The organism is Staphylococcus delphini, assembly GCF_900636325.1.
Lineage (GTDB): Bacteria > Bacillota > Bacilli > Staphylococcales > Staphylococcaceae > Staphylococcus > Staphylococcus delphini.
In genome coordinates, this window is record NZ_LR134263.1 from 365,672 (window position 1) to 379,157 (window position 13,486).

The following is a 13,486-nucleotide window of genomic DNA, read 5'->3' on the forward strand; positions in this document are numbered from 1 at the left end:
TGATGGCATGACAGAACGAAAATCCCCTTCATCTCAAAACATGCGTCATCGTTTAGTCAAAGCTGGTACGGTCCTTTTATTGGTCGGTAGTGGACTGCAAATGCCTTCAACATTGTCACACGATATGACAGCGATAGCTCAGACAGATACGACTGATGATTTGAAAACATTACGTGAAAATGCAGATAAAAAAGTGAAGGCGTTACAATATTTAAATACGGATTATAAAAATGACTTTCTCTCGTTAATTCGTGAATATGATACGTCATCAAAAAATATTGAAGCGATTGTTGACGAAGCAGAAACAGCTAATCGTCTAGCGCATGATGCTCAATCGGATGATGAAATACAACCTAAATTAGATGCCATTGATGAAAAAATTAGCGCGTTAAAGGCAAAGGTTGATGAAGGTCAACGAGAATCAACTGAAGCGCGTGAAAATGTAACGTCAACAGAGACAAAGACTGCTGAAACCGAAAAAAGAGCGACATCAACAGAAGACGAGAACAAAGTAAAGCAATCTTCTTTAGCACAAACAATCGTAGCACCCCATCATGATCAACAAGATGCAAGTGCCCTGAAAGACCATATTAAGAACGATGTCGATGCACTTAAACAAGAACATGCAGCGCGAGACAACCAACTGACACCACTCCAAGGCATTGACAGTGCAATCACACGCATTGACCATTTCGTTTCAGAAAACGTGGAAAACAAGTCTGACAATTATTTTGAAGAAAAACGTCAACATCTACAAAACTTTGAACAAGACATTAAAAAACGTACGGACATTTCTGGGACTGAAAAGGCGACTTTGCTTGAGGATGCGAAAACGGTAGCGAATCAACTGAACGCGCAAAATGATACGATTTTAACGGAACTTCAACAAAGTGATGACAAACGTGCAGCAGTTGAAGCGATATTAGGTGAGATTTTTAATGCACAAGAAGCGGCTCAACGTGCGAAACAGATTGATGTTAAAGGTAAAACAGACCAACAATTGGCAAACCAAATTCATCAACAAGCGGACACACTTATCAAAACGTCGAGTGATGATTTATTGTTAGGCATGTTGGAAAATAATTCAAATACACAAGGTTTAGTGGAAAGCATTTTACGAACACGCTTTGACGAACAAGAAGCGCACAAAATTGCTGGCGAAATCATGCAAGGCAAACCGTCAAATACAACGATACTCGACCGTTTGAAAGACCATTTTAAAGCGAATGGTAAGGCAAGTGGAGATGATATTTTAAACGCGTTGATTAATAATACAGACGCAGATACTGAAGTGATTGAATCGATTCTAGGTGGGCGTCTTAACGCAGAAAATGCAAAATTGATTGCCGACCGTGTACAGCAAGAGAAAAAGAAGACACATCAAAACTTAAAGGCGATTGAAGACGAACTCAGTGCGCAAGCGAATCGATTGTTGACTTTACGGAAGCAATTGCAACAAATCCGTTACAATACGAAAACAGATATGAATGACTTGTTTGCACCGTTGCGTCGTATTGCGAATATTCTCGGTAGTGGTTTGAATCGTGACGACATGCAATCTTCAGGTCGTACGAATGACAAATTGCAGCAACTATTAAATCGTGATCATTCATTGTTAGATCGAGATGGTGGCTTATTCAAACATGATTTTGCGCCAAAGCCGAATATCGATCCATATCAAGCGATTAATAGTCAAACGGCATCACACGGCTTTTTAGATGGTTTGTTTGATCAAAATGGTGATTTCAATTTACCGAATACAGGTGAAATAGTGAAGCGGACTTGGCTGCCATTGGGTGTTTTAGTCGTTGCAATCGGCGTACTGATCTTAACGTTGAGATTTCATAAAAAAACACGCAAACAATAAGTCATATATAAAGAAGATTGGACATTAAAATTTTTGATGCTATTGATGCAATATTTTTGTTGAACTTGCCCTCTCTCCACTAATTCTGCTTTTGATTGCCATCGTGGCTTCGCTTTCCTAGGGGCTGGCCCTTCAACTAAATTCGGCTTGATTGAAGTGTACACTAAATGGATGCCGAATTGGATTTTCCGGACCAGCTGATCCCTCAGGAGTCTCAGCCCTCTGGACAATCTTATATGAAATACAGCGAAACTGAGGGCAAGTGTATGAAATCAAGAAAACAATAGCATCAATTTTTTCTATCCCATTAGCCATCATTTTCCGACTGTTCTAAAGTCATTAATGAATATGCAATCTATGTATGGCTTGAGGCTTAATTTTTTCAAGCCCCATCCCTTGGTATACACAACAAAATATAGTAAAGGAGCTGAGGAAACTTTAATGTCCCATCCCCATTCTTAGAGTAAAAGTTTTTATTCAGTTGCTAAGTCACCGCTAATGTAATCCAATTGTGTGGCATCTTTTGCATCAATTGTACGGAATGAAATGACACCGAGTCCTTTGACATTAGATTCTGATACGACGATAGAACCGTCACGATTCACTTTCTCAACGAAGGCGACGTGACCGTAATAACGATCTGCACCTAATTCATTCGGATTAAAGACGACTGCGCTGTGTACTTTTGGTTTGCTTGATACGCTATAACCTTGTGTCAGTGCAGAATAAGTCCAATCAGCGGCATTGCCCATCATACCTGAAATGTGAATGTCAAATTGTGCCATACGATTGTACACATACCACGTACATTGACCATAAGGATATGGTGAGTCTGCAGTTATCGCAAATGGTTTGAAGGCACTGCCATCGCTTTTCGCAGTTTCGTTGTCATCGTTCTCATCTAATAAATCTGGCATGTCATCTTGGTCAAAACGTGTTAAATCGTACGCTTCAATTAAAGCTTCTAACTTTTGGTCATATTGTGGATCTGTCGCATATGTACCAACGAGTGCTGAAGCGGCATCGTGATAACTTGAACTATGACTTTTCCATACGTCTTCATAGATATTCGGATTACCGTCAATGCCTCCTTTAATTAAATCGGCATAATCTTGTAAGGACGCTTTGTGATCTGGATATTTTCTAAAAGCAGCATCGATTTCATACAATTGTTCGCCATCTGATTCCAAAGTTTTGAAATGTGCGGATTCCCCTTGATAGCTGCCTTTAATACCAAACAAGTTGAAATAAGGTTCGCGTGATAATTCACTTTTACCAGAGTCAGATTCTAAAATCGCTTGAGCAATCATGATAGAGGCATAGATGTCTTCTTGTTGACCGATATCATGTGCATCTTTCGCAATGTCATTAATGAACTCACGTGTTGATGATTGTGGGACGACACGCATTGTTCCTGAGTCATTTGTAGCCGTATCAGAATCGGGCATTGTTTCAAACAGTGTCGTTTGACGCGTTTGCTTTCTATCTGCCTCGTTTTGATAGGATTGTGTCGGCGCTTGTTCTCGTGACGACTTGAAAGTGTCAGGATCAGGGATTTGCGCTTCGTGTTTTTCCGATTTTGACGTTGAAGTTGGCTCATTCACCTCTTTTTGTTGTTGATGCCCATGATGCGTTTGTTCAGCTTTTTCGCTATATTCGTCTAACAATGCATCAATCATCGCATCATTTTGATTGTTTTCAGTTTGTTGATTCGAAGTCGTGTCGTCACGATTTGATGGCATATGCTCTTCTGTTTGTTTATCTTCTGTAGCTGGTGCTTCTTCCGTTGTTGATGACTTTTCAGTTGTACTATCGTCATTCACAGGTGGTGCTTCGGATGTGTCTTCTGATGTAGCCTCGTTTCCTTTTGAAGTTGTCGCATCTTCAGTTGAGGGCTGTTCATTCGAAGTCTCCGTGTTGTGTGAAGGTGGTTCATTTTCTTCAGCACTGTCTCGCTGTTCAGTTGAAGGTGATTCGATCGTTGCTTGTTCTGATGATGGTGCGTCATCAGTTGAAGTTGTCGTATCATTTTTGCTGTCTTCATCACCGCTCAGTATCGCTTGAAGTTGCTCGAAAAAGTCTCGATTTTCAGGCGTCGATGATTGTGTTGGTGTTGATGTCGCATCATTAGTTGGCGCTGGATATGTATGCTGAGCCGCGTCTGTTGTTTCACTTAATGTAGAGTGAAACAGTTGGCCAAACCAATCTGTATGAGACGATGAAGACGATTTCAACTGTGAATGCAAAGGGGATGTGATGTCGAAAAGATTAACCTTTTTTGAATCATGTCGTTGTGAAGTCGTTTTCTCGCTTGTTTTTGATGATTTGCGTTTTGCTGTTTCTTTTTTATCTGATGATTGAGATTGTGTTTTGTGGTCGTCACGTGTTTCGTCTGACGCGACATCTTGATCATGATCATCCACTTTTTGATCTTTAGGTACATCTTCAGTTTGAGGTGTTGCTGCAACAGCCCATTGAGGTGTGACAGAAGGGATGAGCAATGCAGTACTTAACAACCCTGTATAAATGAATTTCTTATTCAAGTTAAGACTCCTTTCTTAAAAAAGCGCAGTAATTGATGTGTAAAACAGGGTTGAAATGCACAATGATAATGGCACGACTCGGGTCACAAGGGGAAGTGACATGATGTGAGTTTAACGTGTTTGATTCATCATTATCAAAGGCATTCCGTTTATACAAAGGTATGCAAAATGCTAAAGAACTTGTTATACTAAAAGATGTCTTGCATTTCGTTGATGCGTGTTAACTTAAAAATAAAAATAACGAAATTTTGCAATTGTTATACATATTTTATATTACATGAATGAAAGTAAATAATAAAGTGTTTCACAAAATATTGAGGTGAAAAAATGAAGAATGCCATCAAACTTTTTCTGACGGATATTAAAAAAATTGCTAAAACACCTGGAGCGATGGTACTGATTTTAGGGTTAGCGATACTGCCTTCTTTTTATGCGTGGTTCAACCTCGAAGCAACTTGGGATCCGTATTCGAATACAGACGGCATTAAAATTGCAGTTGTCAACGAGGATAAAGGCGATACAGTACGCAATAAAAAAATTAATGTCGGGAATCAAATAGAAGAGACTTTGCGGAAAGACGACCATTTTGATTGGCAAATGGTGAGTCGAGAAAAGGCGGATCGCGAATTAAAAATGGGGAAATATTACGCAGCGATTTATATTCCAGAAAAATTCACACATCAAGTGACTGGAATTGTGCGTAAAGACCCTCAACAAGCTGAAGTCGAATATAAAGTGAATCAGAAGTTGAACGCGATTGCACCTAAAATGACGGATGCAGGCTCAAGTGAAATAGTGAGAAATGCGAACAAAAAATTTAACGAGACGGTGACGAAAGCTTTATTAGATGAAGCCAATCGTATCGGCATTAAACTTGAAGACCAATTGCCAAACTATCATAAAGTCAGAGATGGCATTTATGCGGCAAATAACGCATTGCCAAAAATCGAAAAGTTCCGTAAAACATTGATTTATTTAGATGAAAACCAAGACCAAATCGATCAATACGCGGACAAATTTAGAGCGCTAGATCAATATAAAGATGATGCAGTGACAGCAACAGAGCGTTTAAATCAACTGAACGCGAGCATCCCAGCCATTAACGAGCGTGCCAAACTCATTGTGTCACTCAATCAAGCGATGCCAGACATTGAGCGTGTGCTCCAAGTGGCGAGTGGTGTGCCTAATCATTTCCCAGAGATTAACGATGGGGTGGACCATGCCATTGCAGGTACAGATCAAGCACTTGTGAAACTGAACGAAATTCAACAGCTATTGCCTGCAGTAGAACAACGCGTGAACGTGCTTCAAAATGGCGTAGACCGTGCAAGTGCGGTGAATCAAGCAGTAGGAGAAAATGCGCAAAATGCGACTGCAACAGCACCGCAAAGCACACAAGGTATGGCATATCGTACCGCAGCAATGAGTACGACGACACAAGGAGACGGTGCCAACGTTCCAGCGGGTCACATCATTTCACCTGAAGATGCGCAAACGATGACGACGGCGTATGGGGATACTTTGCAACAAGTGAATCAAGCAGTAGAAAAGCAATTAAATGCAACGTCTGCAGATTTAGACACGGCAGAACACTTAAGTTATGGTATTTTGAGCGCCAAAGATCCGAAACAATTTGAATCGCCGTTAAATCATCTCATTGCACGCATGAATAACGCGACGAAAACGATTCGTGATTATAGAGCTTATTTAGCAAACATTGAAAAAAGTGAAGGTGTCGATTTATCTGATGCCCAATCACGACTCAAAACAGTGCAAGAAGATATTGAACAACGAACAAAGCGGTTAAATGCATTAAAGGATGCGATCTCAGCAGGTAACTCTGGTCAAGCAGAAGCTGCAGACGTATTGGATAGTCTATCGAAAGCAAAAGATCAGTTAAACGCTGTTGGAAAATACCTTCGTGGAGATTTTGCGCAAACATTACACGACATTTCTAACAGATTAGGCGCAGCATTAAATCAAGGGGCAACGACTTTGGACAATGTACAGCAGCGTCTGAACCAGTTGAACAGCGCGATGCAACAAGGACAGCAATTTTTAACTGAAGGGCAACAACGCCTACACCAATTAAGTGACACGTTGCCTCGCGTGGAAGCAGCATATATTGACGCTATGAAAGCAGCCCAAGCGTATTTTCCACAATTTCGTCAAAAGGTCGCTGAAGCATCCAACTTTGTCGAAAATGACTTGCCAAGAGTGGAAGGACGTGTTTCTGATGCGACTGCCACAGTAAATGAAAAATTACCAGAAGCATTCGCACAATATGACCGTTTGCGTAATATTTTAGATACAAATCAACCGAAAGCGAAAGAAACATTACATCGTTTAGCGGAATTTGCGAGAAATGATTTACCCAAAGTTGAAAAAGATTTACAAAAGGCAGACGGTATTTTTAAACAACTTGATAAAGAAAATACGATAGAAGATTTAATTGACTTATTGCGTAATGACTTGAAAAAACAAGCCGGTGTCATTGCGAGTCCAGTCGATTTACAAAAAGAGGATGTTTTCCCAGTTAAAGATTATGGATCAGCGAGTACACCATTCTATACGGCATTAGCGATTTGGGTCGGCGCATTGCTACTTGTCAGCTTGTTGTCAGTACACAATAAACATCAAGAGTTAAAACCGTATTTGACCATTCGCGAAACGTATCTAGGTAAAATGGGACTTTTCTTATTAATGAATATCACACAAGCAACGATCGTCTCTATTGGAGATATTGTGATTTTAAAAGCATCCATTGAATCAGAGCCACTCTTTATTGCGATTAGTATGTATTCCGCACTGATATTTACAACGATTGTATATACATTAGTTTCAGTATTAGGAAATCCAGGTAAAGCATTGGCTATCGTCTTACTTGTATTACAAATTGCTGGGGGTGGCGGAACATTCCCAATTGAAGTGACGCCGCAATTTTTCCAAAGTATTCATCCATTCTTGCCATTCTCTTACAGTATTGATGCATTGAGAGAAGCAGTGGGTGGACCTGTGCCACAAATTTTAACGTATAAGTTGACGATGCTTACTTTATTTGGTGTGGGCTTCTTCTTGGTGGGCTTGATAGGAAAACCGTATTTAGACCCATTAGCACAAGGATTGGCAGAGAAGGCCGAGAAGAGCGACGTGTTGGAATAATGATTTTGAAATCAGGAATGTTTTTTGAATATTGTTTTTGGTGTTAACATTTGCGATTGCTCAACCGTGCTACGCTTTCCGAGGTGCTGATCTCTCAACTAACTAACGCTTGATTGAATTGAAATATAATGAGGCGAACGAAGAGGTTTTTTATAATCACATGTTGTATTCAAAGTTCGTTAAACATGGTAATAAAAAATATATTAATGTGAAGGGTATTTTAAATAATAAACCATACTATGAGTTTAATATAGATCAAAGAGGTCACTACTATGATAAAAATTTTAAAATTACATCTAAAGATAAAATTGAAGAAGAATCTTTTAAAAACCTACCACCCAAAGAACGTGGCTGGTGTGAATGGGCAGTTGGTGCGTTATGTGGTACTGGCGGAGCAGGGGGATGTTGGGCAGTAGCTGTTGCATTAGCTATCACTACCGGTTGGGGAGGATTTTCATTAGCCGCAATTTGTGGTCTAATAACATCTCTTGGTTGTACTGGTGCAACGAACTACATTTGTAAATAGGAAAGGTGATTACATGACAATGTTTATAATGATATTTCTTTTTGTGTACTCTATTGTCATTACATTGATGTATTTTAATAAAAAGAAGTAATAATTTTGGAAACAGTGAAATGAACTCGACGTACACTTATTAAAAGAAGTATAACTCAATTTAAATGTAAAAGACGTCAATTCAGACATTTAACGCTTTAGTAACTATCAAAAGCATATTTCTTTTTTGAGTAGTCAATGAGTCATTATATCAAGTGCAGTGCAAAGGTTGTGACGCCCTTTTGCACTGTGCTTTTTATTTTTAGAATTTGTAATTAATTGTATTTTCTTCTTTTTGAGGTTGGCAATAGTTGTTGATTAGTATATAATACATATCGAAATACTAGGAATTGAAAAGGGGATAATCATGGAGTTTATGGACGTGTTTGAAAAATGGGCAGAGCGTTATGATGAAACGGTATTTAACACTGGCAATGATAATGAGTATGAAGATGTGTTTGACGGTTACACAACAATGTTAGAAGGTGTGGTTGCATTATCATCGGGCCGTGTACTTGAGATTGGTGCCGGCACAGGTAATTTAACACAGCGGCTTATCCATCAGGGGTTCGATGTCACAGCCATTGATCCTTCAGAAGACATGCGGATGATTGCCAATCAAAAAGAAGGTTTACACGTGTTGGATGGCCACTTTTTGAATATTCCTGTTGACGCACACTTCGATACAATCGTGTCTACATTTGCCTTTCATCACTTAAATCATGATAGTAAACGAGAGGCGCTGACATATTTGAAATCATTTTTAACAGACGAGGGTCAAGTGATGCTCGTTGATACGCTGTTTGAGTCTGAGGCGGACAAAGCGCGTATGATTAAGAAATATCGTGATAAGGGCCATATCAATTTAGTCGAGGATTTAGAGACGGAATACTATCCTTTTAAAGATGAGCTTGCGTCAATTGTTGAGTCCGTAGGTGGCAAAGTTGAATTTGAGCAATTGAATACATTTGCATGGCGTGTGCGCATCACGTTTTAGTACGTTGCCTGATATAAAGATTTGAACTGGTTTGTATGGCATATCTCAATTTATCAGTAAAGCAGTGATCCGATGTTGGATGGCTGCTTTTTTATTGGTGAAAATCAATAGAAATCCGAACTATAATGTAATTTATTTTTTATTACACAATTATACGTTGTTAAAGGTGAATAAGAATATTGAAAAAATAATGAGAAATAGAAAATATATTTCATTTGTTTAACTTAATTCAGGCAGGAGTCTCCCATCCTCTATAGATGGGTGATGAATGCCGTTGGTAACTCGAAAACCGACATGCAAGGCTCATCTCCTTTTTGTTTTGTTCTATGTTATACTCAGTCTATATAAGAAGTGAGTTGATATAACATGAAATGAGATACTAATAATCATTCGGTGTTTCTTCTCTATTATCATCTTGTGTTGGTCACTCAATACCGTAGACAAGTGATTGATGATAAAATTTCTGAATTTGCTAAAACAACTTTTGTACGAATTGCAGTGTCTTATCATATGACTCTAGTTGCGTGGAATCATGATAAAGACCATGTTCATATTATGTTCAAAGCACAACCAAAAACAGAATTGACAAAATTCATCAATACCTATAAAAGTGCCAATTGACGTTATAAAAAAATATATTCATAATCAAGGTTATAATCATAAATAGAGAGGTGGTAGCTTATGGAACGATTCAAAGCATATAAATTTAGAATCTATCCAACTGAAGAACAAAAAATTTTCTTCGCTAAGTCTTTCGGTTGTGTCCGTAAGGTCTACAATCTCATGCTTGATGATCGAATGAAAGCTTATGAAGAAACTAAGCATGTTTCTTCTAAAAAAATGAAGTTCCCGACACCAGCTAAATATAAGAATGAATTCCCATTTTTGAAGGAAGTAGATAGCCTTGCCTTGGCTAATGCACAACTCAATTTAGACAAGGCATATAAGAATTTCTTTAGAAATAAATCTGTTGGATTTCCCCGGTTCAAAAGTAAGAAGAATCCCGTTCAAAGTTATACCACTAATAATCAAAATGGCACAATTTCCTTGATTGATAATAAATTCATCAAAGTTCCTAAGTTGAAGTCATTAGTTAAAATAAAGCTTCATAGACAACCTAAAGGTATGATCAAATCAGCTACAATATCACGCCGTTCAAGCGGTAAATACTATGTTTCTTTGTTGTGCAAAGAAGAAGTTGCCGAGTTTCCTAAAACTAATTCTGCAATTGGAATTGACCTTGGAATCACTCATTTTGCCATTTTTTCTGACGGTCAAAAGATTGATAATAATAAGTTCACTTCGAAAATGGCACAGAAACTAAAACGTGAACAACGTAAGTTGTCGAGACGTGCCCTGTTAGCCAAAAAGAAGGGGATCCATCTCTTTGAAGCCAAAAACTACCAGAAACAAAAACAGAAAGTTGCACGACTACATGAAAAAGTAATGAATCAACGCACTGACTTTCTAAACAAGTTGAGTACAGAGATTATCAAAAATCACGATATGATCTGTATTGAAGACTTAAACACAAAAGGTATGTTGCGAAATCATAAACTGGCTAAAAGCATTTCTGATGTGTCATGGTCTAGCTTTGTGACTAAGCTACAATACAAAGCTAACTGGTATGGACGTGAAATAGTCAAGATTGATAAATGGTTTCCATCAAGTCAAGTCTGTTCAGAGTGCGGACATAATGATGGCAAGAAAAATCTCAAAATTCGAGAATGGTCTTGTCCTATTTGCCATGCTCACCATGACCGAGATATCAACGCGAGCATCAATATTTTGACCGAAGGGCTACGAATGCAAACATTAGCTTAGAAAAGACCGATAACCGTAGGGGCTACGGGGATAGCTTGGTCAATAAGAGAAACCTCTGTTAGTAAAGAAATACACTTACAAGTACGCTCTATTCCCAAGAAGCTCCCACTTCAAGCGTTAAGAACTTTTAGGTTTTAGCTAAGTGGTGAGTAGTTCACTTGTGTTATAAGGAGTAATACTATGTGTCTCAAAACAAATTTTAGAGGTTATCATGGTACGGATAAGAGTCACTTTGATTCTTTAGACAAAGATAAAGAATTCTCTTCTCAGACTTTGCCTTGTGATTTAGGAAATGGACTTTATTTCTTTATAGATAGGGTAAACAAAACAGGAGAGGCGATTGAAAATGCAAAGAAATACTTATCTAGGTGGAAACCGAAGTACAAAAATAAAATAATTGTTGAAATGGAATTGGACCTTGAGCAGGATAAAGTTTTAGATTTAGATGACCAAGTTAATCAAGATATTTTCAACTTGTTTATTGATGAAAATGAAGAAGACATATATAATGAACTAGATCATCTTATCGAGAATAACACTAAAAATAGAGGGAATATAGATGGCTTAGTGCTTGAAATAATGATAAGGGCGTATGACATTGATGTGAAAGCCATTATGAAAGAAACATACACTCAATTTGATATGAGCAAACAGAGAAAAAGGTCTAATATTCCAAATGATAAAGAGTTATGTTTGAGAGAATACAGTGCAATAAAGAAAAAAAGTATTTGTAAAGAATTATGGTAATATAATTTGAATTGGAGTGATATGGTATGGGTTTGAAATTAAATAACTATATTAATGACCAGAACATCAAATTAGATAAGGTAACTATAAGAAAGCATTTACTCAATATACTTCCATCTGAGTTGTTAAAAGTTGACTTTACTAAACTAATTAATAATAGTGAAAAATCATATTTAAATCAACCTAAACATTTTTCATCCATTTCTTTGACGATTAACCATAAAATAAGAATAAATGAAATGACTAGGGATTTAAGATATGAAAAGGACATTAAAGACTTTAGCAAATTTGATATTGATAAAGGATTAGGAGTAGCATCATAATGGCTAGCATAGGTTTTAAAAATTACAATTTCAGAAATTTCAGTTATAGAGTTAATGAAAACTTGGAGATTGAGAACATTGACAGATTCGAAGTTGAAAGTGATTTTTCTGCAAAAATAGCTTTTGAAGATAATCAAGCTTACATTATTATGGATTGTCAAATAGGTAATGATGATATTAGTTGCCCGTTTATTATAAATGTTGAATTAACTGGTGTATTTGATATTGAATTTGAAAAAGATGATGAACAAGATATAGAGCAACTCAAGGAATTACTTTCTCAAAATGCAATTGCAATACTATATCCTTATATACGTAGTTTAGTTTCTGATATTACTTCGAAAGCTAATTCATTCGATACTTTTATTATGCCTGTAGCTAATATAGCCAAGGTTATGAAAGAAAACAATAAGATTGAAATTTTAGAGTTAGAAAGATAAGAATATACGTGAATCATTATTTACAAATGATAGTTTGTTTTTCTTGTATTTGTAGTATTGCTAAAATTAGAAAAAGTCTTGTGAATGAGGGTATTGAATAAGTGATTCATTTATAGATGATACTTTATAGCAGTGATCCGATGTTGGATGGCTGCTTTTTTATTGGTGAAAATCGTCATACATTGTAAGAAATTTTGTGATATATTGGTTTTATTGAAAAGAGATAAGATTTCGAAGTGGGGGAGTCCTATGATTCAAGCGGAACAAATTTTAGAAAAAATGAAAAATCAAAAGATCAATTACGATAAAGTGTTACGTAAGATGATTGTCAATTGGGAACGTGAAAACGCGCGTCCTTCAATTTTGTTACATAGTTGTTGTGCACCATGTAGTACGTATACGTTAGAGTTTTTAACGGAATACGCGGATGTGTCCATTTATTTTGCGAATCCGAACATTCATCCGAAAAATGAATATTTGCGACGTGCGCGTGTTCAAGAGCAATTTGTACGTGATTTTAATGAAAGAACAGGCAACAATGTCCGCTATATCGAAGCACCATATGAGCCGCATGAATTTATGAAAATGGCGAAATCTCGGGGTTTGACAGAAGAACCTGAGGGTGGTGCGAGATGTTCGGCATGTTTTGGTATGCGTTTAGAAATGGTGGCAGAAGCGGCGGTAGAACTTGGCTATGATTATTTTGGCAGTGCGATTACATTATCTCCAAAGAAAAATGCACAGTTGATTAATGAAATTGGTTTAGACGTGCAACAATTGTATGATGTGAAATATTTACCGAGTGACTTTAAGAAAAATAAAGGCTATGAACGTTCAATTACGATGTGTCAAGATTATGACATTTTCCGTCAATGTTATTGTGGCTGTGTGTTTGCTGCACAACAACAAGGTATTGATTTCAAAACGATTAACCAACAAGCAAAGTTATTTTTAGAACAATTAGAAAATAAAAATTAAGGGCAACCAAACTAAACGGTTTTATATGATGAATATTTTTCTGATATAA

Annotated in this window: 9 protein-coding genes and 2 pseudogenes; 10 read left to right on the forward strand and 1 reads right to left on the reverse strand. The window is 37.3% G+C overall.

Going from position 1 to position 13,486, the window contains the following annotated elements; genetic code table 11:
• The first annotated feature begins 7 nt into the window (after window positions 1-7).
• Window positions 8-1,867, forward strand: coding sequence for an LPXTG-anchored surface protein SpsA (spsA, locus tag EL101_RS01555; protein WP_096596397.1), 1,860 nt, complete (start codon window positions 8-10; stop codon window positions 1,865-1,867).
• A 473-nt stretch (window positions 1,868-2,340) separates the two neighbouring features.
• On the opposite strand, the gene EL101_RS01560 is transcribed toward spsA, so the two are convergent.
• Window positions 2,341-4,410 carry an amidase domain-containing protein gene (locus EL101_RS01560; RefSeq protein ID WP_096596398.1) on the reverse strand — a complete coding sequence of 690 codons (2,070 nt, stop codon included), beginning with the start codon at window positions 4,408-4,410 and terminating at the stop codon, window positions 2,341-2,343.
• A 327-nt stretch (window positions 4,411-4,737) separates the two neighbouring features.
• On the opposite strand from EL101_RS01560, the gene EL101_RS01565 reads away from it, so the two are divergent.
• The 9 genes and pseudogenes from EL101_RS01565 (at window position 4,738) to EL101_RS01605 (ending at window position 13,437) form a co-directional block, all read left to right on the forward strand.
• On the forward strand, window positions 4,738-7,572 hold the full coding sequence (locus EL101_RS01565; protein ID WP_096596399.1) for a YhgE/Pip domain-containing protein: 2,835 nt from the start codon (window positions 4,738-4,740) through the stop codon (window positions 7,570-7,572).
• 109 nt (window positions 7,573-7,681) lie between these two features.
• A pseudogene (locus tag EL101_RS01570) lies at window positions 7,682-8,098 on the forward strand (halocin C8 precursor-like protein); the annotation flags it as partial.
• A 397-nt stretch (window positions 8,099-8,495) separates the two neighbouring features.
• Window positions 8,496-9,125: a class I SAM-dependent methyltransferase gene (locus EL101_RS01575; RefSeq protein WP_096596401.1), complete on the forward strand. Its 630-nt coding sequence runs from the start codon at window positions 8,496-8,498 to the stop codon at window positions 9,123-9,125.
• Between the two features lie 393 nt (window positions 9,126-9,518).
• A pseudogene (gene tnpA, locus EL101_RS01580) lies at window positions 9,519-9,792 on the forward strand (IS200/IS605 family transposase).
• Window positions 9,793-9,806: 14 nt separating this feature from the next.
• Complete coding sequence (gene tnpB / locus EL101_RS01585) at window positions 9,807-10,949, forward strand: IS200/IS605 family element RNA-guided endonuclease TnpB (RefSeq protein ID WP_126489869.1); 1,143 nt, start codon at window positions 9,807-9,809, stop codon at window positions 10,947-10,949.
• A gap of 180 nt (window positions 10,950-11,129) precedes the next feature.
• Window positions 11,130-11,696 (forward strand): hypothetical protein, encoded by a 567-nt coding sequence (locus EL101_RS01590; RefSeq protein WP_096596402.1) that lies wholly within the window; start codon window positions 11,130-11,132, stop codon window positions 11,694-11,696.
• A 26-nt stretch (window positions 11,697-11,722) separates the two neighbouring features.
• Window positions 11,723-12,019: a transcription termination factor NusB gene (locus EL101_RS01595; protein ID WP_096541879.1), complete on the forward strand. Its 297-nt coding sequence runs from the start codon at window positions 11,723-11,725 to the stop codon at window positions 12,017-12,019.
• The gene (locus tag EL101_RS01600; protein ID WP_096541881.1) at window positions 12,019-12,459 is read left to right on the forward strand and encodes a protein-export chaperone SecB; all 441 of its coding nucleotides are present in this window, start codon (window positions 12,019-12,021) and stop codon (window positions 12,457-12,459) included. Before EL101_RS01595 ends, EL101_RS01600 begins: the two co-directional genes overlap by 1 nt.
• Window positions 12,460-12,708: 249 nt before the next feature.
• Entirely contained in the window at window positions 12,709-13,437 is a 729-nt protein-coding gene (locus tag EL101_RS01605) for an epoxyqueuosine reductase QueH (protein ID WP_096556831.1), read from the forward strand.
• Window positions 13,438-13,486: the final 49 nt, after the last annotated feature.